Annotated in this window: 22 protein-coding genes and 3 pseudogenes; 10 read left to right on the top strand and 15 right to left on the bottom strand. The window is 70.4% G+C overall.

Translation table 11 applies throughout. The features are described 5' to 3' along the window. Positions 1-88: 88 nt before the first annotated feature. The 4 genes and pseudogenes from ACIQ7Q_RS20865 to ACIQ7Q_RS20850 all read right to left on the bottom strand — a co-directional run bounded on the left by ACIQ7Q_RS20865 (position 89) and on the right by ACIQ7Q_RS20850 (position 5,170). Positions 89-598, bottom strand: a complete 510-nt coding sequence (locus tag ACIQ7Q_RS20865; RefSeq protein ID WP_403863938.1) for an SRPBCC family protein — start codon at positions 596-598, stop codon at positions 89-91. 167 nt (positions 599-765) lie between these two features. Continuing rightward, positions 766-1,563, bottom strand: a pseudogene (locus ACIQ7Q_RS20860) (ThuA domain-containing protein); the annotation flags it as partial. Positions 1,564-1,586: 23 nt separating this feature from the next. Next, positions 1,587-3,902 (bottom strand): RICIN domain-containing protein, encoded by a 2,316-nt coding sequence (locus ACIQ7Q_RS20855; RefSeq protein WP_403863935.1) that lies wholly within the window; start codon positions 3,900-3,902, stop codon positions 1,587-1,589. Next, positions 3,899-5,170, bottom strand: a complete 1,272-nt coding sequence (locus tag ACIQ7Q_RS20850) for a ricin-type beta-trefoil lectin domain protein (RefSeq protein ID WP_403863932.1) — start codon at positions 5,168-5,170, stop codon at positions 3,899-3,901. Before ACIQ7Q_RS20850 ends, ACIQ7Q_RS20855 begins: the two co-directional genes overlap by 4 nt. A 251-nt stretch (positions 5,171-5,421) precedes the next feature. Between ACIQ7Q_RS20850 and ACIQ7Q_RS20845 the strand changes: the two genes are divergently transcribed. From ACIQ7Q_RS20845 to ACIQ7Q_RS20825, 5 genes are all read left to right on the top strand, one after another. Next, complete coding sequence (locus ACIQ7Q_RS20845) at positions 5,422-6,645, top strand: MFS transporter (RefSeq protein ID WP_403863929.1); 1,224 nt, start codon at positions 5,422-5,424, stop codon at positions 6,643-6,645. 41 nt (positions 6,646-6,686) lie between these two features. Then, positions 6,687-7,520, top strand: coding sequence for an aldo/keto reductase (locus ACIQ7Q_RS20840; RefSeq protein ID WP_403863926.1), 834 nt, complete (start codon positions 6,687-6,689; stop codon positions 7,518-7,520). A gap of 188 nt (positions 7,521-7,708) precedes the next feature. Continuing rightward, positions 7,709-8,569: an ABC transporter substrate-binding protein gene (locus tag ACIQ7Q_RS20835; protein WP_403863923.1), complete on the top strand. Its 861-nt coding sequence runs from the start codon at positions 7,709-7,711 to the stop codon at positions 8,567-8,569. Continuing rightward, complete coding sequence (locus ACIQ7Q_RS20830) at positions 8,536-9,366, top strand: amino acid ABC transporter permease (protein WP_403863920.1); 831 nt, start codon at positions 8,536-8,538, stop codon at positions 9,364-9,366. The genes ACIQ7Q_RS20835 and ACIQ7Q_RS20830 overlap by 34 nt, the downstream gene beginning before the upstream one ends. A gap of 52 nt (positions 9,367-9,418) precedes the next feature. After that, positions 9,419-10,222 carry an amino acid ABC transporter ATP-binding protein gene (locus ACIQ7Q_RS20825; protein WP_403863917.1) on the top strand — a complete coding sequence of 268 codons (804 nt, stop codon included), beginning with the start codon at positions 9,419-9,421 and terminating at the stop codon, positions 10,220-10,222. Positions 10,223-10,263: 41 nt separating this feature from the next. On the opposite strand, the gene ACIQ7Q_RS20820 is transcribed toward ACIQ7Q_RS20825, so the two are convergent. The 3 genes from ACIQ7Q_RS20820 to ACIQ7Q_RS20810 all read right to left on the bottom strand — a co-directional run bounded on the left by ACIQ7Q_RS20820 (position 10,264) and on the right by ACIQ7Q_RS20810 (position 13,257). Then, a complete protein-coding gene (locus ACIQ7Q_RS20820; RefSeq protein ID WP_403863914.1) occupies positions 10,264-10,914 on the bottom strand; it encodes a DUF4360 domain-containing protein in 651 nt (216 codons plus the stop codon). Between the two features lie 349 nt (positions 10,915-11,263). Further along, positions 11,264-12,163: a hypothetical protein gene (locus ACIQ7Q_RS20815; RefSeq protein WP_403863911.1), complete on the bottom strand. Its 900-nt coding sequence runs from the start codon at positions 12,161-12,163 to the stop codon at positions 11,264-11,266. Further along, positions 12,160-13,257, bottom strand: a complete 1,098-nt coding sequence (locus tag ACIQ7Q_RS20810; protein WP_403863909.1) for an SPFH domain-containing protein — start codon at positions 13,255-13,257, stop codon at positions 12,160-12,162. The genes ACIQ7Q_RS20815 and ACIQ7Q_RS20810 overlap by 4 nt, the downstream gene beginning before the upstream one ends. Positions 13,258-13,396: 139 nt before the next feature. On the opposite strand from ACIQ7Q_RS20810, the gene ACIQ7Q_RS20805 reads away from it, so the two are divergent. Further along, positions 13,397-14,134, top strand: a complete 738-nt coding sequence (locus ACIQ7Q_RS20805) for a class I SAM-dependent methyltransferase (protein ID WP_403863906.1) — start codon at positions 13,397-13,399, stop codon at positions 14,132-14,134. A 78-nt stretch (positions 14,135-14,212) separates the two neighbouring features. Here ACIQ7Q_RS20805 and ACIQ7Q_RS20800 read toward each other — a convergent pair whose 3' ends face one another. Together ACIQ7Q_RS20800 and dnaN are read right to left on the bottom strand one after the other, a co-directional pair. Continuing rightward, positions 14,213-14,971, bottom strand: coding sequence for a carbonic anhydrase (locus ACIQ7Q_RS20800; RefSeq protein ID WP_403863903.1), 759 nt, complete (start codon positions 14,969-14,971; stop codon positions 14,213-14,215). 144 nt (positions 14,972-15,115) lie between these two features. Then, positions 15,116-16,231 carry a DNA polymerase III subunit beta gene (gene dnaN, locus ACIQ7Q_RS20795; RefSeq protein ID WP_403863900.1) on the bottom strand — a complete coding sequence of 372 codons (1,116 nt, stop codon included), beginning with the start codon at positions 16,229-16,231 and terminating at the stop codon, positions 15,116-15,118. Positions 16,232-16,430: 199 nt separating this feature from the next. Between dnaN and ACIQ7Q_RS20790 the strand changes: the two genes are divergently transcribed. Further along, the gene (locus ACIQ7Q_RS20790; protein ID WP_403863897.1) at positions 16,431-17,372 is read left to right on the top strand and encodes an endonuclease/exonuclease/phosphatase family protein; all 942 of its coding nucleotides are present in this window, start codon (positions 16,431-16,433) and stop codon (positions 17,370-17,372) included. On the opposite strand, the gene ACIQ7Q_RS20785 is transcribed toward ACIQ7Q_RS20790, so the two are convergent. After that, on the bottom strand, positions 17,276-18,124 hold the full coding sequence (locus ACIQ7Q_RS20785; RefSeq protein ID WP_403863894.1) for an aquaporin: 849 nt from the start codon (positions 18,122-18,124) through the stop codon (positions 17,276-17,278). The two genes, ACIQ7Q_RS20790 and ACIQ7Q_RS20785, sit on opposite strands and share 97 nt — an antisense overlap. Before the next feature lie 157 nt (positions 18,125-18,281). On the opposite strand from ACIQ7Q_RS20785, the gene ACIQ7Q_RS20780 reads away from it, so the two are divergent. Both ACIQ7Q_RS20780 and ACIQ7Q_RS20775 read left to right on the top strand, forming a co-directional pair. Next, a complete protein-coding gene (locus ACIQ7Q_RS20780) occupies positions 18,282-19,247 on the top strand; it encodes a lytic polysaccharide monooxygenase (RefSeq protein ID WP_403863891.1) in 966 nt (321 codons plus the stop codon). A 216-nt stretch (positions 19,248-19,463) separates the two neighbouring features. Next, positions 19,464-20,441: a glycosyltransferase family 2 protein gene (locus tag ACIQ7Q_RS20775; RefSeq protein ID WP_403863888.1), complete on the top strand. Its 978-nt coding sequence runs from the start codon at positions 19,464-19,466 to the stop codon at positions 20,439-20,441. On the opposite strand, the gene ACIQ7Q_RS20770 is transcribed toward ACIQ7Q_RS20775, so the two are convergent. After that, positions 20,416-21,921, bottom strand: coding sequence for a DUF6056 family protein (locus ACIQ7Q_RS20770; protein ID WP_403863885.1), 1,506 nt, complete (start codon positions 21,919-21,921; stop codon positions 20,416-20,418). The two genes, ACIQ7Q_RS20775 and ACIQ7Q_RS20770, sit on opposite strands and share 26 nt — an antisense overlap. A 600-nt stretch (positions 21,922-22,521) precedes the next feature. Here ACIQ7Q_RS20770 and ACIQ7Q_RS20765 point away from each other — a divergent pair. After that, complete coding sequence (locus ACIQ7Q_RS20765; RefSeq protein ID WP_403863882.1) at positions 22,522-23,262, top strand: PP2C family protein-serine/threonine phosphatase; 741 nt, start codon at positions 22,522-22,524, stop codon at positions 23,260-23,262. Between the two features lie 19 nt (positions 23,263-23,281). Here ACIQ7Q_RS20765 and ACIQ7Q_RS20760 read toward each other — a convergent pair. The 4 genes and pseudogenes from ACIQ7Q_RS20760 to ACIQ7Q_RS20745 form a co-directional block, all read right to left on the bottom strand. Further along, positions 23,282-23,498, bottom strand: a pseudogene (locus ACIQ7Q_RS20760) (GMC oxidoreductase); the annotation flags it as partial. A gap of 1 nt (position 23,499) precedes the next feature. Continuing rightward, positions 23,500-23,647 (bottom strand): annotated as a pseudogene (locus ACIQ7Q_RS20755) (aldehyde dehydrogenase family protein); the annotation flags it as partial. Positions 23,648-23,661: 14 nt separating this feature from the next. After that, complete coding sequence (locus tag ACIQ7Q_RS20750; protein ID WP_403863879.1) at positions 23,662-24,309, bottom strand: hypothetical protein; 648 nt, start codon at positions 24,307-24,309, stop codon at positions 23,662-23,664. Then, a complete protein-coding gene (locus ACIQ7Q_RS20745; protein ID WP_403863876.1) occupies positions 24,306-25,934 on the bottom strand; it encodes a protein kinase in 1,629 nt (542 codons plus the stop codon). The genes ACIQ7Q_RS20750 and ACIQ7Q_RS20745 overlap by 4 nt, the downstream gene beginning before the upstream one ends. Positions 25,935-26,046 lie beyond the last annotated feature (112 nt).

The following is a 26,046-nucleotide window of genomic DNA, read 5'->3' as shown; positions in this document are numbered from 1 at the left end:
TGCTGTCCGACGCTCGGCACGGTCCCGCGCACCGCGCCCGGCTCCTGGTCCCTCCGGCACGGCCCCCTTCCGCCGCCCTGCCCCGGCCCTACGCGGCATCCGACTCCAACGCCGTCTTCAGGTTCTCCAGCGTCGTGCGGATGTTGCGGCGCTGGAACTCGGCGAATGTATGCCCCCGTGTCGCCGCCTTGTCGAACGCGTTGGCCAGGAAGTCTGGCCAGGCGCGGCGGTCGTCGATCCAGGTCTCCGTCACCCGCGTGCCGCCGGCCGCGGCGGGCTCGAAGCGGTACTCCCACGTGGCGATGCGGCCGGGGAGCACGGGCCGGCGCCGGCCGATGGCGCGGACCCGGAAGGCGAACCGCGCGCCCGGGTCGGCTGCCGTGACCGTGCAGCGGGTGGTCCAGCTCAGCGGGCCGCGGGTGTTGCGGCCGTCGAAGACCATCCCCACATAGGCCCGCTCGCTGCCGTCACGCACCGTCGCGCCGCGGTTCTCGGGGCTCCAGCGCCCCATCAGGGCAGGGTTGCTCACCTGCGCGTAGATCACCGAGGGCGCGGCGTCGATCACGACGCTGTCCGAGACGCTGAGTATGCGGGCCATCCGTACGACTCCGATCATCGATGCCGCCTGACGCTATCGCGCCGTGTCCGGCTGCCGGGCGGCGGGGCGGTCGCCCGGGGACGCCGCAGGCCCGGGCACCCGTGGGACGGGTGCCCGGGCCTGCGGCGGAAGCGGGCTCAGCGCTGAACGTTCCGCTGGAAGCTCTGCCCTGCCGGTCTGTCGCCGAGCCACTTGAGCCCGTCGATCAGGAAGCGGTTCTGTGTCTCGCTCGCGAACGTCGAGGACAGCGGCGTGTTCGAGCTGTAGTCCATGGCGTTGTGCCCGAAGTTCGCGTACAGCATCTTGTACTGGGTGTTGGTCCACAGGAGCGGGTAGTAGCCGCTGTACCAGGACTGGTTCGGGTCCGTACCCAGCGGGAAGCTCACCGGGTCGACCGAGGCGAGGATCTTGATGTCCGGGTTCTTGCGCAGATCGTTCGACCAGCTGTACCACTCGCTGACCGACGAGGCCCACGACGCCGGCAGTCGCCCGGTCGTGGGGTGGCTGCGGTCCTCCGTACGCATGACCGTGGTCGTCGGGCCCCAGGTGTTGGACCTGAAGTTCCCGCTCCCGAGGAACTGGTTGTAGTACCAGGGCCAGCTCCCGGCGTTCGTGGTGAACGCCGAGACGTGGAAGCCGAGCCACGCCCCGCCGGACCGCATGTAGCGCTCGAACCCGGCCCGCTGCGACGCCGACGGAGGTGCGTCGTCGAGGAACAGCACCACGTCGTACGCGTTCACCCCTCCGTTCGTCAGCAGATCCCAGTCAGTGCTCGCCGTGTAGCTGAAGTTGTGGTCGGCGGCCGTGCGTGGGAACCACTCGTTGGACTCCTTGACGAAGTTGATGTGCGCCGCGTCCCACGTCCCGTTGTAGAAGGCGACCACTTTGAAGTCGGGAGCGGCAGCGCCGGCGAATGCCGCCGGGGCCGGTGCCAACAACGTGCCCAGGAGCATCGCCAGCAGCATCAGCAGCCGTGCTGCGAGGCGCGTCACGGGTAGCTCACCAGGTTGGCCACATGGGTGGACGAGTTGGAGGGCCCGCCCCTGTCGTTGATCACATGGCGGATGGTGCCTGTGCCGCCGAGGGACACGGTCACCATGTTCCTGAAGCGCACGTTCGGTTTGTTCGGGACCTCGAAGGCACGCTCGGCCGTCACGCTGTTGTTGACGTTGAAGAAGCAGTAACTGCCGAGCCCGTATGCCTCGTGGGAGGTCACCGAGTCCGCCACCTTGTATGCCGCGTAGCCCTGCGTCGAACCGTTCATCCAGGATGCCTGGTTGGGTGGGTCGTAGGGCATCTCGTTCTGGTAGAAGTACGTGCGTCCGCCGCTGCCGTTCCAGATGGTCTGGTGCTTCTGGTAGTGCTCGACGAACAGGCCGTACATGGTCACGTCGTCGCCGTTGACGACCAGTCCGGTGTCCGCGGTGTTGGTGTTCCAGCCGATGCCGGTGCCGTGGTCGCCGCGCCAGATCCACATGTGGTCGCCGATGACGTTGTCGCTGTTGACGACAAGGCTCGTGGTCGCCTTGCCGACCGCCGCGCCGCCGACGCGGAAGTACACGTCGTGCAGCGAGGTCGGGTTGGCGGCGTGCGAGGCGGAGGATCCCGTCGGGCCGACTTCCACGAGTGTCCGGGAGTTGGTCGTGCCGGCGTCGAACAGGACACCGGCGATCTTCACACCGTCGACATCGGCGACCGTCATGGCGGTGATGCCGTTGTCCGGGATGAACGTGGCCAGGCCGAGGCCGAGGACCACGGTGTCCGGTCGGGTCACCTTCAGCGTCTGATTCAGATGGTAGACACCCGGGGTGACCAGCAGGTTCTTGCCCTCGGCGAGCGCCGCGTTGATCTGTGCGGCGCTCGCGCCGGGCTTCACGACGTAGAACTGGTCGATGGGAAGCGAGGTGCCGGCGGCATTCCCGTTCGCCCAGGTGGTCGCGGAGGAGTCCGACCGCAGCGCCGGAACGAACACCTGGTACGCGCCGGTGTTGTCCACGTACAGGAACGGCTTCTCCCGCACGGTCGGGGTCCGGTCCACCGTCGTGTACGGCGGGTTGGGGAAGGTGTTGCCCGGCACGCCCTGACTGCCGACGAAGACCATGTTCCAGTTGGATCCGGTCCAGGAGCCGAGCTGGGAATTGCGGGTCAGCCACTGCTGCTGGGTGCCGGAGCGCACCTGACCGACTATCTTGCTGTCGGCCATGAAGCCGCCGCTGGCCCAGCCGCCGTCGTCCAGTGCCAGATTGCCCCGCACATGCATGCGCCGGTAGGCGGAGGCCTGGGAGACGGCCCACCGGTCCGTGCCGCCGGACGGGTTCACCGACATGTTCTCCGCGCCGCGCCAGAAGTTGTGCGTGGCGTTCTGCGGCGGGAACCAGTCGGCCTCCACGTGCACCGCACCGTTGATCGTCACGGAGTCGGGCGAGTGGCCGAGCCCGAGAACCTGGGTGTAGAAGCCGACGTTGACATCGTTGTTGTACGTGCCGGGCTTGAACAGCACCGCATGGCGCTGGGGGCCGAACTGGTTCGTCTCCTGCTGCTGGAAGATGGAGTTAAGTCGGCTCTGGATGGTCGACGACGGCATCGAGGGATCGAAGACGGCCACGTTCGGGCCGAGGTCCACGTCTCCGGGCGACGTGCTCACCGGTGCCACCTGGAATCGCTGGGCCGCCGTCCCGTTGCAGGTGTACTGCACGAGCTGGACGCTGTCGGCTGTGGAGGCGGACGGCACGTCCAGGCACTTGCCGCTGTGCCGGTTGACGAAGCGGTAAGCGCCGCCGCCCTCGTCCACGGCCTGCCACTGCTGGTTGTTGCCGCCGCCGTACGTCCACAGGTGAACGGCGGCGTTGTCGGTCGTCGACACGTCGGAGACGTCCACGACCTGGTCGGCGTCGTTGCGGTTGTTGATCCGGACGTAGCCGTCGCCGGCCGCGGTGAAGCTCCACTGCTGGGCGGTCGAGTTGTTGCAGGCGTACTGCTGCACCACCGTGCCGTTGGCGGTGGCGGCGGCTCGGGCGTCCAGGCATTTGCCGCTGCCGGTGCCCACGACGGTGGACCAGCCGGTCGGCAGTGCCGCCGCGCCCGCTTCGGCCCGTGAAGGCTGCGCCGCCTGCGACGACGGCAGGGCGACGACGACCGTGCAGACGGCCGCGGCGGCGGTGACGGCCGCGGCCAGCGGCCGTATGCGCCGTCCGGGTGCCTGGGCATGCCGCCCGGACGCCTGGTGTCGCTTCGATCGTGCGGCTGTGGCCACGGCGTCGAGCGCTCGGCGCAGCATCGGCCGGCGGGTGCCGGGGCCGTTCATCGGGTGACCGTCCACTTCTGGTTGGCGGCGCCGGAGCAGGTCCAGATCTGCACGCGGGTTCCGTTGGCGGAGCTGTTGCCGGTCGCGTCCAGGCACTTCGTCGCCTGCGGGTTGACGATGTCACGCGCGGCGTTGGCGTCCCAGCGCTGGGCTGCGGAGCCGTTGCATTCCCAGAGCTGGACCGGGGTGCCGTCGGCGGCACCGCCGGAGGCGACGTCGAGGCATTTGCCGAGTGCCTTGATGGTTCCGTCGGTGCCCCCGCTCCAGCGTTGCGCGGCTGTGCCGTTGCAGTCGTAGAGCTGGACCGGGGTGCCATTGGCGGTGTCGGCGCCGGCCACGTCCAGGCACTTGCCGCCGATCCCGGTGATCGGACCGCCGGTCATGGGGCTGTCACCGGTGGTGACCCGGACATGGTCGACGAGGAGCTGCTGCGGGAAGACCGTGCTGCCGTCGGGGTCGCCGGGCCAGTAGCCGCCGACCGCGAGGTTGAGGACCAGGAAGAACGGCTTGTCGAACACCCACTGCCGGCCGCCGAGATCGGCCGGCGTACGCGTCTGGTAGACGTTGCCGTCGACCGACCAGGTCACCTTGTTCGGTGACCAGTCGACGGCGAAGGTGTGGAACGCGTCGGCGAACGCCTGACCGCCGGGCAGGGTGTAGCCGGCGCCGATGCCGCCGGAACCCGAGTAGCCGGGACCGTGCAGGGTGCCGTGGACCGTGGACGGCTCGAAGCCCACGTTCTCCATCACGTCTATCTCGCCCGAGTTCGGCCAGCCGACCTGACCGATGTCGTTGCCGAGCATCCAGAAGGCGGGCCACATGCCCTGCCCGCGCGGGATCTTCATCCGTGCCTCGACATGACCATAGGTGGTGGTGAACTTGCCCGCCGTGTTCAGCCGGGCGGAGGTGTACTCGCAACGGCCGTACCAGCACTGGTAGTTGCCGGGGTTCTCGCGGCGGGCCGTGATGACCAGGTGCCCTTGGCCGTCGAGCGCGGCGTTGCGATTGCCGGCCGTGTAGTACTGCCGTTCATGGTTGTTGACGTTGTCGCCGGTCTCGATCTGCCACTTGCCGCTGTCGACCGCGGAGCCGGCGGGGCCGTCGAAGTCGTCGGAGAAGGTTACGGCGGCGGCCTGGGCCGCGGGCTGGGCGGCGGGGATCGTCTGCGGTGCGGGGGTGCCGCTCGCCAGGCCGGTACCGACCGTGACGAGAGCGAGGACCGACACGACGGCTGCGAGTCGGCGCCGGGGGAAGCGCGGGGAGTCCATGACTCTCCCTTCCGGAGGTGTGGGGAGGAAGGGTGCCTGTCATGAATATGACAGGAGAGGCTTAGTTCACTGTGTGATTTAAGAGGTGAAGTAAAGGGCCGTCAAGGGCTTGGCCTGGACCAAGCCATGTTCAACTCCTGAAGCCCGCCGTTAGAAGCGAAACGAGAAATAGCGCGCTTGCAATCAAAAGCGTCTGCAACTATTGTGGACGCTCGTAAGGCGCACTAACAATCTCTGGAAGGGTCCTTCCCATGCCACTCGCGCTTCTGGCTCTGGCCGTCGGTGCCTTCGGTATCGGCACAACCGAGTTCGTGATCATGGGGTTGCTGCCCGAGGTCGCGACGGACTACGGCGTATCGATACCGACGGCCGGCCTCCTGGTCACCGGATACGCCCTGGGCGTCGTGCTGGGTGCCCCGCTCATGACGGCGCTGGGCACCAGGGTGACGCGCAAGCGGATGCTGATGCTGCTGATGGGCCTCTTCATCGCGGGCAATCTGCTCTCCGCCCTCGCCCCCGACTTCGGCATGATGCTGACCGGCCGCGTGGTCGCCTCGCTGGCCCACGGCGCGTTCTTCGGGATCGGCTCGGTCGTCGCCGCCGATCTCGTCGCCCCCCACAAGAGGGCGGGCGCGATCGCGATGATGTTCACCGGCCTGACTGTCGCCAACGTCGTCGGCGTCCCCCTCGGCACCTCCATCGGCCAGAGCGCCGGCTGGCGGGTCACCTTCTCCATCGTCGCCGCCCTCGGCGTGCTGGGCCTCGCCGGCGTGGCGAAGCTCGTCCCCGACACCCCGCGCCCCGAAGGAGTCCGGCTGCGTGACGAGGTGGCCGCGTTCAAGAACGTCCAGGTCCTTCTCGCGATGGCGATGACCGTCCTCGGCTTCGGCGGTGTGTTCGCCGCCATCACCTACATCACGCCGATGATGACCGAGGTCGCCGGCTTCGCCGACTCCTCCGTGACCTGGCTGCTCGTGCTCTTCGGCGCAGGCATGGTCGCCGGCAACCTGATCGGCGGCCGGTACGCCGACAAGCACCTCATGCCGCTGCTCTACGTCACCCTGTCCGCGCTCGCGATCGTGCTCGGCCTGTTCACGGTGACCGCCCACAACAAGGTCCTGGCCGCCATCTCCATCGCGCTGATCGGCGCGCTCGGCTTCGCCACCGTGCCCCCGCTGCAGAAGCGGGTCCTCGACCACGCCCACGGCGCCCCGACCCTCGCCTCCGCCGTCAACATCGGCGCATTCAACCTGGGCAACGCGCTCTCCGCCTGGCTCGGTGGCATCGTCATCGCCGGCGGGATGGGGCTGACCGCGCCCAACTGGGTCGGCGCCCTCCTCGCCGCGGCCGCCCTCGTCCTGGCCGTCCTGTCCGCCACCCTCGAACGCCGCGAGACCAAGGCCGCGAGCCGTGTCGTCACCGGCTCCCCGACCGCGGCCGGGACACCGGCCCACGCCACCGCGGCACACCACTGAACCCTCACCACCCGCACCACCGCACCAACCCGAAGGGCACCATGACTTCCCTGCCGAACATCCCGACCGTCACCCTCAACAACGGCCTCGAGATCCCCCAGCTGGGCTTCGGCGTCTTCCAGGTCGACGACGAGCAGACCACCGACGCCGTTCTCTCCGCCCTCGAAGCCGGCTACCGCAGCATCGACACCGCGGCGATCTACGGCAACGAGGCAGGCGTCGGACGCGCACTCGCCGCCTCCGGCGTCGACCGCGAGGACCTGTTCGTCACCACCAAACTGTGGAACGCCGACCAGGGCCACGACTCCACCCTCGCCGCCTTCGACGACAGCCTCACCAAGCTCGGCCTGGACCACGTGGACATGTATCTCATCCACTGGCCCACCCCGGCCCGCGACCTCTACCTTGACACCTGGCGCGCCCTCGAGAAGCTGCTCGCCGACGGCCGCACCCGCGCCATCGGTGTCTCCAACTTCCAGCCCGCGCACCTGGAGCGGCTGCTCGACCACAGCGGCATCGTCCCTGTCGTCAATCAGATCGAGCTGCACCCCTACCTCCAGCAGGCACCGCTGCGTGCCTTCCACGCCGAGCACGGCATCGCCACCGAGGCATGGAGTCCGCTCGCGCAGGGCGCGCTGCTCCAGGACCCGGTGCTCGCCGGCATCGCACAGCGCCACGGCCGTACGCCTGCCCAGGTGGTACTGCGCTGGCACGTGCAGCTCGGCAACGTGGTGATCCCGAAGTCCGTGACGCCGTCGCGTATCCGGGAGAACGTCGACGTCTTCGGCTTCACCCTCACCGCCGACGACATGGACGCCCTCGCCGGGCTGGACCGCGGGACGCGTACGGGCCCCGACCCCGACACCCTCAACTGACCGCACTGCCGTCGTCGCCGCCGTTCCCGCCGAACGGCGGCGGCGCACATGCCTGCCCCCCCGCGACCCGACCGAAGACCTACCTGTCCACGGAGTGGAACACCTGGTGGACCGGTCCGGCGCACCACCCGCCCCGTGGCTTACGATCTCGGCGGGCGGTCGCGGTCTGCGGCCACCTCCCCCCACTTATGGAGGTCACCGTGTTCGGGACGGCCAGCGGCCACCGCACCCACCGCAGCAGTTTCCGCGTCCGCGCCACCGCCGGTGCGGTGGCTGCCGGGATGTTCCTCGCCGTCGGGTGTGCCTCCTCCGACGAGGGCCCGGGGGAGGCGGCGGGAGGCGTCCCGGTGGTGGAGAAGGGCAAGCTCACCACCTGCACCCATCTTCCCTACCCGCCCTTCCAGTTCGAGCAGGGCGGCAAGGTCGTGGGCTTCGACGTCGCCCTGGTGGACCTGGTCGCGAAGAACCTCAAGGTGGAGCAGAAGATCCTCGACACGCCGTTCGAGAACTTCAAGACGGGCGCCTTCCTCAACTCCGGCGAGTGCGACCTGGCCGCGGCCGGCATGACCATCACCGACGAGCGCAAGAAGAACGTGGACTTCTCCGTCCCCTACTTCGACGCGACCCAGGCGCTGCTCGCCACCAAGAAGAGCGGCGTGACGACGCTCGCCGACGTCAAGTCCAAGAAGAAGAAGCTCGGCGCGCAGGCCGAGACGACCGGCGAGAGCTACGCCAAGGCACAGGGCTTCGACCCGGTCGCCTTCGAGAGCTCGGACGCCGTGCTGAACGGACTGCGCACCGGCCAGGTCGACGCGGTCGTCATCGACTACCCCGTCGTCCAGGGCTGGCTCAAGGACAAGGCGAACGCCGCCGAGTTCGCCCTCGGCCAGAACATCGAGACCGGTGAGCAGTATGGCTTCTCGGTGAAGAAGGGCAACGACAAGCTGCGCGCCGCGATCGACAAGGCCATCGAGGACGCCCGCGCCGACGGCACGTACGACAAGCTCTACAAGCAGTGGATCGGACCGCTGCCCAAGGGCCAGTCGTGACCTCACGTCTCACCCGTCGCCAGCGGCGCCGGATCTCGCAGGGCATCCAGTACGCGGTGTTCGTGGCGGTCCTGGTCTGGATCGGCTTGCTGGCCGACTGGGACCGCCTGCAGAACCAGTTCGCGCAGAAGGACCTCGCCTCCGAACTCTTCCCCGTCATCATCACCACGGCACTGCGCAATACGGTGATCTACACCGTGTCCGGGTTCGCCTTCGGTCTGGTGCTCGGCCTGGTCGTCGCGCTGATGCGGCTCTCGTCGGTCGCTCCCTACCGGTGGGTGGCGGGCATCTACATCGAGATCTTCCGCGGGCTGCCTGCGCTGCTGATCTTCATCTTCGTCGGAGTGGCCGTCCCGCTGGCGTTCCCCGGCACGGAGATTCCCGGCGGCACGTACGGCAAGGTCGCCCTCGGTCTCGGCCTGGTCGCCGCCGCCTACATGGCGGAGACGATCAGGGCGGGCATCCAGGCGGTGCCCAAGGGGCAGATGGAGGCGGCGCGTTCACTGGGCTTCTCACACGCCAGAGCCATGGTGTCGGTGATCATCCCGCAGGCGTTCCGTATCGTCATCCCGCCGCTCACCAACGAACTGGTCCTGCTCTTCAAGGATTCATCGCTGGTGCTGTTCCTCGGAGTCACCCTCCAGGAGCGGGAACTGACCAAATTCGGCAGGGATCTTGCGAGCCAGACCGCCAATTCCACCCCGATCCTCGTCGCCGGCCTGTGCTATCTGCTGGTGACCGTGCCGCTCAGCTTCGTGGTGCGCCGCCTCGAGGCGCGCGCCGACAAGGCCAGGTGAGCAGCGGATGCCGGTCGTACCACAGTCGTCGGGAAGCGGGAGCAGCGAGAGCATGAGCAGCACGGACCGCCCCGAGATCGAGATCCGGGGCCTGCACAAGTCGTTCGGGGACAACCAGGTCCTGCGCGGCATCGACCTCGACATCGCCCGTGGCGAGGTGGTGTGCGTCATCGGCCCTTCCGGCTCGGGCAAGTCGACGCTGCTGCGATGCGTGAATTTGCTGGAGGAGCCGTCCGCGGGCCAGGTGTTCGTCGGCGGCACCGAGGTCACCGACCTCGATGTCGACATCGACGCCGTGCGGCGGCGGATCGGCATGGTCTTCCAGCAGTTCAATCTCTTCCCGCACGTCAGCGTCACGGAGAACCTCACCCTGCCCCAGCGGCGGGTCCTGCGCAGGGACAAGGCCAAAGCCTTGGAGGTGGCCCGCCGGAACCTGGAGCGCGTCGGCCTCTCGGACAAGGCGGACGCCTATCCGTCGCAGCTCTCGGGCGGCCAGCAGCAGCGGGTGGCGATCGCCCGCGCGTTGAGCATGGGCCCGGAGGTGATGCTCTTCGACGAGCCGACCTCCGCCCTCGACCCCGAACTGGTGGGTGATGTCCTCGCGGTCATGCGGCAGCTGGCGGCGGAGGGCATGACCATGATGGTCGTCACCCACGAGATGAGCTTCGCGCGCGAGGTCGCCGACCGCGTCGTCTTCATGGACGGCGGAGTGATCGTGGAGGAGGGGTCGGCCGCGCAGGTGGTGGGCGATCCGCAGCACGAACGCACCCGGAACTTCCTGATGCGCATCCTCGACCCGGCCGCCGCCGAACCACCGGGCGAGGGCCCCTCGCAGGCGCCGCGCAAGGAGCTGTGACACCCCGGCCGGACCTCACGGGTCCGGCCGGAGCGCCCAGGTCAGCGGCGCGGGCACTCCTTCCAGGCCATGTGGTAGATCGTGCTGATGTCCCCGTCGGTGGAGTCCATGGTCATGAAGCTGGTCTGTGCCGGGTCCGAGGTGCCCGCGTTGACGCGCAGTTCCGTGTTGATGTTGAAGTTCCGCTGCACACCGCAGGGCGCCCAGACCAGCTGCGCCCAGTCGGTCTGGTCCGTGGCCTGCCAGTTGTCCTCGTACGGACCCTCGAACGAATGGCTGCGGAACGCGGTGCTCGGCGATCCCTGGAAGTAGTACGACGCCTTCTCCGTGCTGCTCGCACCCGGCTGCAGGGAGGCATAGCCTCTGTAGTCCGCGCTCGCGATCGCGTAGGTGAAGCCCTGCGGGACATGGACGATCAGGTTCAGCTGGCAGTTCTTGCGGAAGGCCGTGGACGGGGAGTCGCCGCCGACCTGCGCGAGGTAGTCGCTGTAGGTCACAGTGAAGGCCGTGTTGTCCGAGGAGACCGCGACGGCGGCCGTGCCCGCGGGACACCCCGAGCCGTTGACCGTAGCGACCTCGATCACGATCTTGTCCGGCGGCGGGTCGGTGATGACGGCCGGGCTCTGCTGGGCTGGGAGCGCGGAGGCGAACAGCGCTGCCACCGCGCCGCTCACGAGCAGTCCACCGGTCATGGGTTCTCCTATCCATTGCTGTCAGTGCCGGGCGGTTCGGGCACACGGGTGCCCGCCACCAGGTGGGGGGTGCGGTCTGTCGCCATCGGGGCGAAGGCCGTCACGGACCAAAGGCGCTGGACCGAGCTCTGGTTCGACGGCGCGGCTGTCGTGTGGTTGAGGCGTCGTGTGGTCGGAGCGCCATGCAGGTGAAGCGCTGCGTAGTTGAAGCATCATGCACATGACATTTTGTGCGCCGAGGTCTCCCGGGCCGCTGAGCCCGGGAGTTGGTCGAAATGGTAAGAACCAATGACCAGAGCGACTAGAGCGATGTCCGGCCATTCGGAGTGGCCGATGCGCGGCGCGCGGCTCAATCCAGCAACCGGAGCGCCGTGTCCGCGATGCCGAAGGACACCGACTGGCCCCACGTGAGGCTCAGCGCATCGCCCTCCATGCCGTCGCCGAAGACCACCAGCCGGTCCGACTCCACCGTCAGCCGCAGTCGCTGCCCCTGTGTCAGCACGCCCGAGACCTGCGCCGTCCCGGTCGAGGGTGACGGCCAGGCCTCCCGGACGAACCACACGAGCCGCGGATCGGTGGGCGCGGGCAGGCGGAGCGTGCTGCTCCGCTCCTGCCACAGCGAGCGCAGCCAGCCCGTCGCGCCGGTGCCCGTGCCGATCAGCACCCCCGAGGACGCCTGGGTCTCGGCTTCGGCCCCGTTCGAGTCCGTGCTCAGCCGGTAGCGGGCCGTCTGGTGGCCGGGCCTCCCCAGATAGATCTCGTTGAGCGCGGGCAGCCGCTGGGTGTCGTCGGCGACGGCCTCCACCATCGTGAGCTCGTCCGCCGTGCGGCCCGGCAGGACGGCCGAGCGCAGCAGCCGTCCCGCGTGCTCGACCCGGTGGCGCACCAGGACGCCCGGATTGCGGCCAGGTTCGGTGTCGATGCCCACCACCGGCTGGCCCGAGAGGTACTTGGCGGTGTTGGCGACCAGCCCGTCCTGGCCCACCACGATCACCACGTCCTCGGGGGCGAAGAGGAACCGGTCCAGATCCTTGCGCTCGACCCGGGCCTGCCGCCACTGCAGCGGAACGGCGGCCGACACCTCGGCCAGGGCGCGCTGCGTCCTGTGGTGGCGCCGTGCCACCTCCGCGATGCTCCGGCCCCGCGACGACAGGAAGAAGTCGGCCTGCCCATGGGTCCCGTGCCGGGCGAGCAACTCCGCGTACTCGGTGACCCGGTGGACCAGAACGGCACGCGGGGCCAGGCTCACGGGCGCGCTCCGCCGCCGGTCCTGCCCTGCCGGCCCTCAACGGCTTGTCGGCCCTGCGCGCCCTGCACGCCCTGCCGGCCCTGAGCGCTCTGCTCGCCTCCCGCCCCGCCGAGCCTGGCCAGCAGGCCGGTCAGGACGTCGGGGGAGAGGGTGACGCTGTCGATGCGCGGCAGGTTCTCGGCGAGCCTGGTGACGGCGAGCGCGTGCAGGGTCGCGGGGTCCACGTCGCCGTGCACCCGCAGCCAGGAGGACTGCGCTTCTGCCCGGGCCTCGCCGACCGCCTTGGCGGCCTCTGCCTCGGCCCGCGCCAGACGCACCGTGCGCTTCGCCTCCGCTTCGGCGCGTACGGCGTCGGCCGCCGCGCTCTCCTCTGCCTGACGCCGCGCGTTGGTACCGTTCTGCTCGACCAACCGCTCCTCGCGCCTGGCCAGTTCGATCTTGCTGGCGAGTTCGTTCTCGGCGATGGCGCGCTCCCGCTCCACGGCGACGGCCCTGCGCTCGTACGTCGCACGGTCCGCCTCCTGCTGGATCTGCTCGCGTGCCGGTGTCCGCAGGGCGCGCTCGACCTCCGGCTCGGGGCGGATGGCGACGACCCGGACCGCGACCACCTCGATGCCCGTGGCAGGCAGCCGGGGCTCGGCGGCCAGCCCGTCAGTGATCCGCGCGCGGACGGCCGCGACACCGTCCACGAGGGCGGCCGACAGTGAGGTGCGGGCGAGGACGTCGAGCGCGTGCTGCTGTGCGGTCTCCGTGAGAAGGGTGGCGATCTGCTCGAGCGGCGCCGCGCGCCACGCTCCCGTGTGGGGGTCGATGGAGAAGTCCAGCCGTGCGGCGGCCGTCGCCGGCTCGCTGATCCGGTAGGTCACCGTCGCCTGGGCCGCGACGTCCTGGAAGTCGGACGTACGGGCATGAAAGGAGATCGCCAACTCGCGGTCGTCGATCGGGACTTCGGCCAGCGCGGCGGTGAGCGCGCGGAACCAGAAGCTCAGGCCGGGACCGTCGTGGGCGAGCCGCCCGCGCCTGTGGTGGCGTACATGAGCGGTGGGCGCGGCGCGCAGGTGGCGCCAACCGAACCGTGCGGTGATGTCTGCCATGGCAGGAACCCCCTCTTTTCGTCTCATCGACGATATGTGAGGTCAGGTTTTATCGTCAATACGACGAAAGCTGCTTGCGGTGAGGTGCACGGCCGGCTACCCGCTCCTGTCGGCACCTCAGCCGCTACGCTGAGCCGCGATGTTCACCGCCAAGGGCCCCACCCTCCGCGAACTCGCCGTACAGGCGCTCTCATCGATCGAGCGCGGCTACGACCTGCTCGCCCCCAAGTTCGACCGGACGCCGTTCCGTACTCCGGACCGGGTGCTGGACGCAGTGACGCAGGCCCTGCGACCGATCGGTCCCTTCACGGCCGGCCTCGACATCTGCTGCGGCACCGGCGCGGGCGTCGGTGTCCTGCGACAGCTGTGCGAGGAGCGCGTCACCGGCGTCGACTTCAGCGCCGGCATGCTCGCCACCGCGGCTGCAGCGACACCCGCCGACGCGACCGGGCCGGCCGTCTCCTGGGTGCGGGCGGACGCGCGAGCGCTGCCCTTCGCGCCGGCCTTCGACCTGGCCGTCAGCTTCGGCGCGTTCGGCCACTTCCTGCCACGCGAGCGCCCGCTGCTGTTCGCCGAGGCCTACAGGGCCCTCCGGCCCGGAGGCGTGTTCTCGTTCCCGGTGCTCGCGCCGCCGGGGCCGCGTTCCTGGCTCTACTGGGCGCTGCTGGGATTCGACGTGACGATGCGGGTGCGCAATGCGGTGTGGCGACCGCAGTTCGTGATGTACTACCGCACCTTTCCGCTCTCCGGCGTGCTCGTCGACCTGGACCGGGCCGGATTCACCGTCGAGTTGCGGCCGTTGCCCGAGCTGGGGTGCCTCGCGGACGGCAGCCCGCGCGCCCGCCTGCTGGTCGCACGCAAACCTGAGGAGGCGTGACGCGCGCCGGGCGCCTGCCTGAGGGACGGCAGACGTCCGGCGGATTCGGAATGGACGTCGGTCGGGTCGCGGCGGGGTTCAGGCGACGAGGTGGACGCGCTGCGAGGTCAGCTCGTAGCGCGCGCCGACAACGGTCAGCTTGCCGGCCGTGATCCTCGCCGCAAGGTCCGGCTCCCGTCTGAGGTGGTCGGTCACCATGCCCACATTGCGGGTGATCGTGGAGTCGATGCGGGCCGGTCCCTGCTGCGAGTGGTCGATGGCGGGCCGGATCCGGTCCGCGATGTACTGGATGTGCGCGGGGAGTTCCTCGCCGGTCTCCTCCGCGTGCACCGCCGCGGTGACCGCGCCGCAGGACTGGTGCCCGAGCACCATGACCAGCGGGATGTCCAGGTCCAGAACGCCGTACGCGACGCTGCCGAGGACGGCTTCGTCGAGCACCTCGCCGGCGGACCGCACGGTCATCAGGTCTCCGAGGCCCTGGTCGAGGACCAGCTCCGGGGGTACCCGTGAGTCGATGCATCCCAATATGACGGCGAAGGGATGCTGCCCGGATATCAGGATCTCGCGCACGGCGGCCGTCTCGTGCGGATGCTGCTGGCGCAGGCTCCGCCAGCGGCGGTTGCCGGCTGCCAGCTCCCGCAGCGCCTGCGCGGGCGTACCCGGGCGGTGGCGGGGAGCCGCTGGGCGTGGCGCCGCAGGGCGGGGCGACGCCGATGCCGGTACCGCTGCGGAGCCGAGCGCCAGGGTGCCGGCCAGGGCGCCGCTCGCCACCGCGGCGCGCAGCAGGGTACGGCGGCTGCCGCCGGCGGGCGTGTTCGTTCGGGGTGTCTGCTTCACGAATCGAACGTAGATCGTGCCGCCTTCGGTATGTCCATGTCACCGAGTCCTTTACGCATACTTGAACAGGCTTTACCTTGCCGCTGGTTGGGGTCGCGTACATGAACACCGGTAGGCGGGCGCCCGCCCAGGAGAGCTGGTGACTCAGACGAGGGGCTTCACCGACATCAGCAGATGCCGATGGGAGTGCTCCGCACTCTCCCCTGCGGCGGATGCACCGCTGAGCAGGGCCCGCTGGCCGGGCCCGAGCAGCTGGAACCGTACGACCGCCGTATCGAAGGAGGACAGGGCGTCCACGAGGTACGACGGGTTGAACGCCACCGTCATCTCGGGCACGCCGGCCAGGTCGGCGGGCAACTGCTGTGAGGCGACATCGTCCTCGTAGCCCGCCTGGAGGCGGACCGAGCCCGCCGAGAACGTCAGCTGGAGAGGGCTGTCGCCGTCGGCCACGACCGCCACCCGCTTGACCGCGTCGAGCAGCGGCAACCGCTCGGTGAGAGCCACGGCACCTTCCGGGAGGGTGAACAACTTGTCATGACGCGGCAGTTGGCCGTCGAGAAGACGCGTGGTGATACGCATACCCGCGTTCTCGAAGCCGATCGTGCCGCGGTCCAGCCCGATGCGGACCATGCCGGACCGGTCCAGCGAACGCGCGATGTCGGTCAGCCGCCGGGCGGACACCACAACATCGGCGGCCTCCTGCGGTGAGCGGGGCTTCCATCCCAGCGTGCGCACCGCATACCGGTACCGGTCCGTCGCGGCCAGTGTCATCGTCCTGCCGTCGAGGCCGAGACGGATGCCGGTCAGCACGGGCAGCGAGTCGTCGCGCCCGGCGGCCACCGCCACATGGCCGACGGCCGCGGCGAACACCTGGGCGTCCACCTCCCCGCGGAGTTCCGGCAGCGCGGGCAGGGCCGGACAGTCGTCACGCGGCAGCACCGACAGACCGAACCGGGCGCCGTTACTGCTCATCGAGAAACGCGAGCCGTCGACCGTGCACAGCACCGGCCCGCCCGGCAGCACCCGGCAGATGTCGAGCAGCCTGCGGCCCATCACGAGCACCCGCCCGGGCAGCGCGACGTCCGCCTCGACCTCGATGCGGGCGGACGCCTCGTAGTCCAGCCCCGAGATCCGCAGCAGACCGGCATCGGCCTCGAGCAGCAACCCGCCCAGCACCGGCACAGGGGACCGCGCGGGCAGTACGCGAGCCGCCCAGGCGACAGCGTCGGCCAGCTCGCCGCGCTCGATCCGGAACTCCATGCGAACCTCTTTCATCGACGGTTCGGCGACGCTATCGGCCTCCACTGACAACGGCCGGTGCGGCGGGTGGCAAGATCTCGGTTCAAGGGGAAGCGGGCAACGGTGTGAGCAGGGTGTTCGGCGTGAACGGGCGGGCAGGGTGAACGGCAGCGACGGGAGCAGCAGTGGCATCCGGCTCGGGAAGTCGGACCGTTGGGGCGTGGACACCAGCGGCCGTTCACGCTTCGAGCGTGGTCGTGTCGTCGCCGCGCTCGCAGCCCTCGTCGCTTTCCAGCTCGCCCTCCACTCCGCCGTGCCCAACACCGTCGGCCGGCTCGGCAGTCTCCTGGAGACCTTTCTGCCATGGCTCGGTCTCGCCGTGCCCGTGTTGCTGGTCGCCGCGCTGCGGCGCCGCTCCGTCACCGCGCTGATCGCTGTCCTGCTGCCCGCGGCCGCGTGGCTCGGTCTCTTCGGCGCTCTGCTGCTTCCTCCCTCCGACGGGCCGGGCGACCTTGTGGTGGTGCAGCACAACGTCAACGACGTGAACACCGACCCCGTCGGCACGGCGGGGGCCTTGGCACGTGTGAGCCCGGATCTCGTCGCGCTGGAGGAGCTGACGCCCTCCGCCCTGCCCGCCTACCGGAAGGCGCTGGAGGCCGATCTTCCGCACCATGCGGTCGTGGGCACGGTGGGGCTGTGGTCGCGTCATCCGCTGAAGGACGTCCGGCCCCTGGACATCAGGCCGCGCGGCATCGGCCCCGGTTGGAACCGCGGGCTGCGCGCAACCGTGGTGACCCCTGGAGCGACGGTCGCCGTCCATGTCGCCCACCTGCCGTCGGTGCGCCTCGGTCTCCGGCACGGCTTCAGCTCGGACCGGCGCGACGAGAGCGCCCGACTCCTGGCTGCCGCGCTCGCTGCGGAGAAGCAGGACCGGGTGATCCTTCTGGGTGACCTCAACAGCACCGTCGACGACCGGGGCCTCGACCCGCTCCGCGCCCAAGTGGACGTTGCGGCGCCGGGGTTCGCCTTCAGCTGGCCCGCCTCGTTCCCCGTCGCCCGCATCGATCAGATCATGACCCGGTCGGCGTCGGTGACCCATCTCCGGTCGCTGCCTCCGACGGGCAGCGACCATCTGCCGATCGTCGCCCGTATCGCTTTGTGAGACCACGCGCGCGAGCCGGGCGGCGTCAAGTCTCTACGCGGGGGCCGGCGGACTCTCTTCGCGGGGTGCCGCCGCCGGCCCGTACACCGCTGCAGCAAGGGCGCCCCCAGAGCGCCGCCGACAAGCTGTGCGGTGACGAAGCCGGGCAGTGAGTCCGGTGCGATCCCGGTGAGGGAGTCGGTGAACGACCTTCCCACCGTCGCCGCCGGATTGGCGAAGGAACCGGACGAGGTGAACCAGATGGCGGCCGCGATGTATCCGGAGACCGCCAGCGGGGCCAGCTGTGCCCTGCCGATGCGTTCCAGTCCGAAAATCAGCAGCACCAGCCCCGCCGTGGCCACCATCTCTCCCAGCAGCAGATGGTCGTCGGAACGAAGCTGCGTCGACCGGACGCCCGCAGGCCTGCCGAACATCGCCTCCGCCAGCAGGGCGCCCGCGATCGCTCCCGCGAGCTGGGCGGCGATGCAGAGAAAGACCCCCCGGCCGTCCGCTCTGTCCCGGCTGCGGCGCCCGGCCCACCACAGGCAGAGGGTGACCACCGGGTTGAGATGGGCGCCCGAGACCGGGCCGAGCAGTGCGATCAGCAGGCCGATGCCGATCGCGGACGCCAGGGAGTTCGCGAGCAGCTGTACGCCGCTGTCCTGACTGAGCGCGCCGGCCTGGATGCCGGAACCGACCACGACGGCCACCAGAGCGGCGGTCCCGACCAGTTCGGCCAGCGCACGGCGTGGCAGTGCCGGTGGTGTACCCATCAACGTTCCTCCCCTGTTCCCCATGGAGCGGAATACATATTCCGACAAGCGGAAATATGGCGCGGGTTCCCCCGTACACGCCCGTGGTCGGTGAACGACCGCCCCGGCGCGCCCGTACTCCCTGGCAGCGATCGAGCCCGAAGGAGGTCCGCAGCCGATGACCGGACGCCGCCGCGCCCCCGTTGCCGTCACCGCCGCCGCACTGGCCTGTGCCGTACCGCTGGCTCTCTTGGCCGGCGCCGGCACCGCGCGGGCCCATGGGGCGCCCACCGATCCGGTCAGCCGCGCCGCCGTCTGCGGGCTCGACGGCGCGCAGCGCGCCTCGTCGGCGTGCAGGGCCGCCGCCGCCGCGAACGGGGGAGCGGCGATGGGTGCCTGGGACAACTTGCGGTTGCCCGGTGTCGGCGGCAGGGATCGCGAGGCCGTACCGGACGGACAGTTGTGCAGCGCGGGTCTCGACGCGTACCGAGGGCTGGACGTCGCACGGGCCGACTGGCCGGCCACCCCGCTGCGTGCAGGGGGCGAATTCACGCTCACCTACCGCTCCACCATCCCGCACAAAGGGACGTTCAGCCTGTACCTGACGGAGCAGGGGTACGATCCGGCCGCGCCGCTGCGGTGGGCCGATCTTGCCGACCGCCCGTTCGCCACCGCCACCGACCCGGCGCTCGAGGACGGGGCGTACCGGATCAGCGGGCGCCTGCCGGAAGGGCTGACGGGTCGTCATGTCCTCTACACGGTATGGCGGAACACGGACACACCCGATACGTACTACGCGTGCTCCGACGTCGTTCTGACCCCCGAGGAAGACCGACAGCAGGCCGGCGAACCTGCCGGTCCACCTCCGGGAGAGGAACCCGGTCCGCAGCCCGGCGGCCTGGAGGAGCCGGGCGAGATCACCCGGCCTGCCGAACCCGGCACTGCCGAACCCACCTCTGCGGAAAGCGCCGCCGCACCCGCCGGCACCCCAACTGCCGATCCCTCCGCGGGGCAGGCGGTTCCGGCATCCTCCGACCGCACCATCGGCGAGCGCCCCGCCGTCCTGATCGGCGCCGGCGCCGCCGCACTTGCCCTCGTGTCCGTCTGCGGATCCGTGGCGCTCAGGCGCCGGGCGCGCCTCTGACCGTTCCGGAGCCGGCCGCGCCGAAGGGCCGTGCCGAAGGGGGCCCGCTCCGACGGGCACTCGGATCCCGGGCGCGCCCGCGAACAGCCCAATTCACGGTAACGAACCGGTGTCCGTACCACGATGGGAGCAACCTCCGCGGCCCGTCGGCCATCTCCTCTCCATGCAACGGGCTGCGGGGAAGCAGCCCGCCCGCACCACAGCGCATGGAGTGAGATGACAACGGTCCATACTTCGGTCGTCGTACCGTGCTTCAACGAGAGCGAGGTGATCGAGGCCTTCCACAAGGAACTCGTCGGCGCTCTCGAACCGACCGGCACGGTCTTCGAGATCTGCTACGTCGACGACGGCAGCAGCGACCGGACCAGGGCACACCTCAAGCAACTCGCGGCAGCCGACCCCCGCGTCCGCTACACGTCCTTCAGCCGGAACTTCGGCAAGGAATCCGCGATGCTGGCAGGTCTGCGTATGTCGGGCGGGGACGTCGTCGTCCTCATGGACGCCGACCTGCAGCACCCGCCGCACCTGGTCCCCCGCATGCTGGAACTGCACCGCCACGGCTACGACCAGGTCGTCGCGCAGCGGGACCGCACCGGGGAAGGCGCCGTACGCACCGCGCTCAGCCAGGCCTACTACCGCCTCGTGCGCCGCTTCATGGACGTCGAAGTCATCGACGGCGCGGGGGACTTCCGGCTCCTGTCCCGCCGGGCCGTCGACGCCCTGCTCGCCCTGCCGGAGTCCAACCGCTTCTCCAAGGGACTCTTCTCCTGGATCGGTTTCGACACCGTCACCTTCACCTACACCAACGTGCAGCGAGCCGCCGGCAGCTCCAAGTGGGGCGGTCGTCGACTGCTCAACTACGGGATCGACGGGCTGCTCTCCTTCAACAGCCGCCCGCTGCGCATGGCGATCCACACAGGGCTGTGGCTCTTCCTGTCCGCGCTCGCCTACGCCCTGTGGATCATTGCCAACGTCGTCCTCGACGGTGTCGAAACCCCCGGCTACGCGACGCTGATCACCGCCATCGTCGGCCTCGGCGGCATCCAGCTCGCCACGCTCGGAGTCATCGGCGAGTACGTGGGCCGGATCTACCACGAGGCCAAGCGCCGGCCCCACTACGTGATCCGTGAGACCGACGATACGGCTCCCGCCACGCCGCAGGAGATCGTCAGGGAAGCCGTGTGGAGTAAGTGACCTTGTCCAGGCGGTAGTAGTCGGCGACGCACTGCGCCGGCCACACCCTGCGGCCCTGCTGGCTGAACGGCTCGAGCATCCTCGCCACCGGGAGCGGCGTGTACGGGAGCTCCTTCGCTCCCAGCGCCGCCCCCTCGTGCAGAGCGCGGTCCTGGCGGTCCCACCGCTCGGCCCGTACCTGCATGTCGTGTCCCAGGCCGACGAGTGGAGCCACCAGGCTCAGGACGGTCACGGCGCACACCGCGGCCGCCGCTGCCGTCGCCACTCCCGTACGCCGCCCGCGCACGCGCAGAGCCCGTCCGACGAAAGCCCCGCCGACCATCAGCAACAGGACGTACAGCAGCAGATAGTCGTTCCACGTCCGCTCGGTGGTCACCACCTTCGCGCCGAAGACCGGGTAGGTGATGACGGTGCACAGGTAGCCCGAGACGAGGAACGCCCCGGCGCCGAGAGCACTCAGCAACACCGGCCTCGGGGGCAGCAGGGCCACCGTGCGTCCCGCAGGGCCGCGCGCCACCAGTCCCAGCAGCACTCCCGCCGCGACCGCGCCCAGGTACTGCCACGTCGAGAACACCGTCTGGAGGATGTGCGCGTAACCGCGCAGGGAGCCCACCAGTGACTCCGGGGCGAACATGGAGGTGCTCTGGGCCCCGTACCGCTCGCGCCGGTTGAGCGAGCCGGGGGACGTCATCAGAACGAGCGTGCCGATGGCGACGCCCGCCATGCCCGCCAGCGACCAGACGCGCACGAAGCCCCGTACGTGGGCGGCGAAGACGCGGTGTGCGAAGAGCACCACACCGGCCAGCACCACGAGGGCGACGACGGAGGCCTCTTCGGAGAGCGTGCCCATGAAGGCGCCGGCGGCCGCCACGGCCACCACCGCAGCGATCCGGCCGCGACGGCCGTGCGCGCGCAGCAGGGGCAGCGTCGCAGCGCAGGCGAGCACCGGTGCGACCGTGTGGGAGACGGAGGCGGCGGGCCAGTAGAACGTCTTGTACGTGTTGGGCGTGGCGAACAGGAAAACGGCGGTGACCATGGAGGCCACCAGCAGTGGCACGCCCGTGGGCACCCGGGTGCCGGTGCGGCGCAGCACCGTGACGGTCAGAGCCCACAGCAGTCCCAGCATGAGCACGCCGCTGACCAGTCCGAACCACTGGTGCCCGGCCACGGGGAACTTCGCGTAGAGCCCGACGAGCAGGCCGTTGCCCACGCGGCCGTTGTCGGTGAAGTAGAACTTGCCGACCAAACCGGAGATGCCGTCCTCCCGGACGACGGGCAGGAAGCACCACTCGTCCGCGCTGGGCCGCACATGGCGGCCGAACCACGACGCCAGACCGAGCAGCCCCAACGGCAGCAGTGCCAGAGCCGTGGGCCAGAGGGTCCGCCTCCGCACGACGGGGCCGGCGCCGCCCCCTTGCTCCGGTGCGGGTCTGTCGCCCGGCTCTCGTGCGACGTAGACGCTCGATGCGTCGACGGACATACCACCACTGCCTTTCGGGAAAACATGGAATCGACACCGAAGAGGTGAATCCCCGGTGCCGCGTTCCATCTTCCGCCCGGCAAGATCGCCGGGACGGCATCGGCAAGCCGTGTCCACTCGCCGAACAGATGAGGCAGGGCGACCCCCGGCCGGGTGGCACGTCACCGGTCTGCCTGGACGGCCCCGATCGGGGACGAGGCGACGGGGTCGCGGTGGGTGAAGTCGCCGGGGGCGGGATGGTGGCCGTCGCGGCGGGCGGGACCGTGGTGGGGGCCGGGCCCGGGCTCAGCCGGGAGACGACGCGGACCAGGTCCTCAGCCCGGCCCAGGTCCAGGCGCACATCGCCGGCTACCGGTCGGCGGGCACGGCCTTCGAGGACACCGTGCCCGCGTCGGCGGCGCAGGCGGGGGAGCCGGTTTCCGGCAACCACTGATCCGGAAAGTCGGTGACGGCGACGGGGCGGACCCCAGCCGGCCGGGATCCGCCCCGTTTCGGCTCAGCGCCCGCCTCTTGGCGGGGTGGCGGCCGAGCCCCGGGCGGCTCACGGCGCGACAATGGTCGGGTACGGACGCGCCTGCCGTTGTCGAGAGGCGGACTGTGATGCGTTACGTGACGGTGACTGCCCTGAGCCATCCCGGGCTGGTCCGCGAGCACAACGAGGACAGCCTGGTGGTCGGCCCGTGGACGCTGTGCGCCACCGTGACCGAGAATCCGCAGACCCTTGTCTTCCCGCTCGGCACTCCGCTCGTCGTCGCGGTCGCCGACGGTATCGGTGGGCAGCCGGGCGGAGAGGTGGCCAGTGCGCTGGTCGCCCGGCAGCTGGCGTCGTTCGGTCCTTCCCTGGACAGCGAGGACGCCGTCCGTGACGTGCTGAGCGCCTGCAACCACGCCGTGTACGCGGCGGCCGACCATGATCCCGCGCTGACCACGATGGGTACCACGGTGGCGGGTGCCGTCGTGCTCGAGGAGTCGCTGCTGGTGTTCAACGTGGGCGACAGCAGAGTGCTCGACGCGTCCGGGGACGTACTGCGCCGGTTGAGCGTGGACGACAGCCCTCCGCTGCTGCCGGGGCAGCGCACCACGTCACTGGTCACCCAGGCGCTCGGCGGCGGTCTGCGGTTCAGTGCCGTCACACCTCACGTCGCGGTGTCGCCGCTCTCCGCAGTCGATCGCGCTCTGGTGTGCACGGACGGCCTGACCGACCCCGTGCCCGAGGACACGCTCGGCGGCCTGCTGCGGGCCCACGACGGCGGCAGGGCCGCCTTCGAAATGTGGAAGGCCGCCATCGAGGCAGGCGGGCCCGACAACATCACCCTCGCGTTGATCGGCATCGACGCGTAGCGGTGTCCGGCGGGAGCCGTCAGGTGTCCTCCCGCAGCAGGTCGGCGCACTTCTCGCCGATCACCATCGTGGTGATGCACGGATTGACGGTGACGAGGTCCGGCATGACCGACCCGTCCGCCACCCGCAGACCCTGGACACCCTTGACCCGCAGGCGGGTCGAGCGGGGCGAGGGCGTCGTCGTCGGCGCCCATCTTCACCGTGCAGGCCGGGTGGTGGACGGTGTTGTGCGTCTTGGGTCCGCACACCGCCGGTGAAGGAGACCAGATCGACGTCGGGATGCTCGGCGAGCGGCGCGCCGGCCTCGGGGGCCCGGTCCCAGCACCAAGTTGGCCGTCCCGTCCGGCAGCCCGGCCTCCGCCAACAGCCGCATCAGAGGGATCGCCGTGTGCGGGGCGGTCAGCACCGGTACAGGAAGTGGGCGCTCGCCGTGTGCCGGGACGGAGACGTGATCCACAGCTCCGCCCCGGCCCGGTACTCGCCCCGCCCGTGGAAGGTCCACAGCAGATGGAGGCGCGCCTGCTTCTGTCCTCGCGTCACCTTCTCCCGCAGCGGTCCCGAGCCGGTGCCGTCGCTGCGCACCCAGTAGTAGGTGAGCGTGCCGGGCCGCCCGTCGGTCCGCACCACGCCCACGACGTCCGCGGTGCCGTCGCAGCCCGGCCCTGCGGGAGACGTCGTCACCGTCACCTCCCGTACGGCCACCCCTGGGCCGTAGCGCTGCCAGACGAGGAGGCCGAGCACCGCCGCCAGTACCGCGGCGGCAGGCGCGTAGCGGCGCAGGCCGCGCCGGCGACCGCCGTCGGTCTCGGCGGACGGACGGACGGACGCTCCGGTCCACAGGTCGACAGCCGTGGTGCCGCTGCCGCGCTGCCGCACGAAGGCGGTCACGCCGGGGCCGAAGCGCAGCACATCGCCCTCGACACGGTCCGGGGCCGCAGGCGGGACCGACTCCGCGTTCCCACCCGGCCGTTCGAACCAGTGGCTCGCCAACTCCGTTGCGCTGTACTCGTCGACGGCGCCACCGGGAGGAACACGTCGCTCGTTCACTGGACCGGGCACCCCCGTCTCGTGAGGAATTGCTGGGTGGACGAGCCGTTCGCGGCGGCCGGGTCCGTCACTGCCTGCACGCTCCAGTAACAGCCCTTGCCCTGGAAGGTGTGCTCGAGAGGCAGGGTGTACTGCGTCGAGCCGCTCCGCTCGAACGACTGCGTGCTCTCGACTGCACCCCGTTCGCCCTTCGTGTTGCCGGTGAACCACGAGACGACGATGCTCACCGGCCCCGTTCCGTCTGTGGCGACATCGACGGAAGCCGTTGCGGTCGCCGTCCCGGTCTGCCGGAAGGCGGTGACGGAGACGGACCTCACCCGCACCGGAGCGGGCGTCGGGGGCGGGCTGGTGCTCGTATCCGTGGAGGGTTCGACGGAAACGGTCGGGGCGGGCGGGACGGACGGCGTCACAGGCGCGGGAGTAGCCGGCCCGGTGGTCGTGCTCGCGGAGGCGGACGGGGACGCCTCGGTGACCGGACCGGTCGGCGGACCGGCCGACGGCGAAGGCCCGGTGGAGCCGCCCGCGTCCGGCGACGCAGCGCCCGCGTCGTCCGCCAGCGCGCTGGTCGTGGCGACGGCCTGAGCTGTCGTCTTGGGCGTGGCGTCCTCACCGGCCCTCGCCGCGACGGCGACCAGCGCGGCCACGGCCAGTGCTGCGACACCTGCCGGCACCTTGCGCATTGCCGGTCGCAGCCATCCGCCCGTGCCGATGCCGGAGCCGATCGCGGTCGTGGCGTGGTCGGTCCCCGCGGCCGGGCCCGCCGACGGGAACAGCAGAGGCAGCAGCGCGGCGAGCGCCGCAAGCCTGCGCCGGCCGCGCGCCTCCCAGTCGGGGCCGTACGCCGCTCGGGCGATGTCCTCCAGCTCGGCCACGAAGGCCGCCGCGTGCTCGGGACGGTCCGCGGCCGACTTGGCCAGGCCGCGCCGGATGAGCGGCCGTACGGGCTCCGGGGTGTCGCCCTCCGGGATCGGCGCGCCGATGTGCTGCAGCGCGAGTTCGGCGAAGTTCTCGCCGCGGTACGGCTTGTGGCCGGTCAGGCACTCGTAGAACGTGACGGTCGCCGCGTAGACGTCGGCCGCCGGTGAGGCGGGCTCGCCGTTCCACTGCTCCGGGGCCATGTACGCGGGGGTGCCCGCCACTCCGGGCGTGGTGCCGCGGCGCGCGGCGATGCCGAAGTCGACGAGCTTGGACGAGCCGTCCGCCGCGACCAGTATGTTCTCCGGCTTGTAGTCGCGGTGCACCACGCCTTCGCCGTGTGCGGCGGCCAGTCCCAGCAGGGAGCCCTTCAGCACCACGAGCGCCGCCTCCGGGCCGGTTGCGCCCTCTCGCTGCAGCAGGGCGCGCAACGCGACGCCGTCGACGACCTCCATCACGATGGCGGCGCCCTGCGGTGCCTCCACGTACTCGTAGAGCCGCACCACGAAAGGTGAGTCGAGGCCGCCGAGGAGCTGTGCCTCCGCCCGGAATTCGCGTACGAAACCGGCGTCCGCGCGGAGTCTCTCGCTGAGGTACTTCACCGCCACCGGCACGCCGGTGGCGCCATGGACGGCGAGTACGACACGCCCGCAGCCCCCGGACCCGAGCTCCCGGGATTCCGTGTACCCGGGCACGGACCACGCGTTCATAACGTCCCCCACACATGGGAGCCGCAGTGCGGCGGTTCCCGTTGTACGCCGTGCAGTCGCGCCGTCCGGGCGGTCGTGCACGGAAGCCCACGTGCTGTCCCCCTCACAGACA

The organism is Streptomyces sp. NPDC096176 (genome assembly GCF_044763255.1).
Classification (GTDB): Bacteria; Actinomycetota; Actinomycetes; order Streptomycetales; family Streptomycetaceae; genus Streptomyces.
This window is presented reverse-complemented; position numbering and strand designations above follow the sequence as displayed.

What these genes read in the sequence shown, in the direction of transcription:
- ACIQ7Q_RS20865 (WP_403863938.1), bottom strand. Translation starts at nt 598, where the DNA reads ATGGCCCGCATACTCAGCGTCTCGGACAGCGTCGTGATCGACGCCGCG.
- ACIQ7Q_RS20855 (WP_403863935.1), bottom strand. Translation starts at nt 3,902, where the DNA reads ATGAACGGCCCCGGCACCCGCCGGCCGATGCTGCGCCGAGCGCTCGAC.
- ACIQ7Q_RS20850 (WP_403863932.1), bottom strand. Translation starts at nt 5,170, where the DNA reads ATGGACTCCCCGCGCTTCCCCCGGCGCCGACTCGCAGCCGTCGTGTCG.
- ACIQ7Q_RS20845 (WP_403863929.1), top strand. Translation starts at nt 5,422, where the DNA reads ATGCCACTCGCGCTTCTGGCTCTGGCCGTCGGTGCCTTCGGTATCGGC.
- ACIQ7Q_RS20840 (WP_403863926.1), top strand. Translation starts at nt 6,687, where the DNA reads ATGACTTCCCTGCCGAACATCCCGACCGTCACCCTCAACAACGGCCTC.
- ACIQ7Q_RS20835 (WP_403863923.1), top strand. Translation starts at nt 7,709, where the DNA reads ATGGAGGTCACCGTGTTCGGGACGGCCAGCGGCCACCGCACCCACCGC.
- ACIQ7Q_RS20825 (WP_403863917.1), top strand. Translation starts at nt 9,419, where the DNA reads ATGAGCAGCACGGACCGCCCCGAGATCGAGATCCGGGGCCTGCACAAG.
- ACIQ7Q_RS20820 (WP_403863914.1), bottom strand. Translation starts at nt 10,914, where the DNA reads ATGACCGGTGGACTGCTCGTGAGCGGCGCGGTGGCAGCGCTGTTCGCC.
- ACIQ7Q_RS20810 (WP_403863909.1), bottom strand. Translation starts at nt 13,257, where the DNA reads ATGGCAGACATCACCGCACGGTTCGGTTGGCGCCACCTGCGCGCCGCG.
- ACIQ7Q_RS20805 (WP_403863906.1), top strand. Translation starts at nt 13,397, where the DNA reads ATGTTCACCGCCAAGGGCCCCACCCTCCGCGAACTCGCCGTACAGGCG.
- dnaN (WP_403863900.1), bottom strand. Translation starts at nt 16,231, where the DNA reads ATGGAGTTCCGGATCGAGCGCGGCGAGCTGGCCGACGCTGTCGCCTGG.
- ACIQ7Q_RS20785 (WP_403863894.1), bottom strand. Translation starts at nt 18,124, where the DNA reads ATGGGTACACCACCGGCACTGCCACGCCGTGCGCTGGCCGAACTGGTC.
- ACIQ7Q_RS20780 (WP_403863891.1), top strand. Translation starts at nt 18,282, where the DNA reads ATGACCGGACGCCGCCGCGCCCCCGTTGCCGTCACCGCCGCCGCACTG.
- ACIQ7Q_RS20775 (WP_403863888.1), top strand. Translation starts at nt 19,464, where the DNA reads ATGACAACGGTCCATACTTCGGTCGTCGTACCGTGCTTCAACGAGAGC.
- ACIQ7Q_RS20770 (WP_403863885.1), bottom strand. Translation starts at nt 21,921, where the DNA reads ATGTCCGTCGACGCATCGAGCGTCTACGTCGCACGAGAGCCGGGCGAC.
- ACIQ7Q_RS20765 (WP_403863882.1), top strand. Translation starts at nt 22,522, where the DNA reads ATGCGTTACGTGACGGTGACTGCCCTGAGCCATCCCGGGCTGGTCCGC.
- ACIQ7Q_RS20745 (WP_403863876.1), bottom strand. Translation starts at nt 25,934, where the DNA reads ATGAACGCGTGGTCCGTGCCCGGGTACACGGAATCCCGGGAGCTCGGG.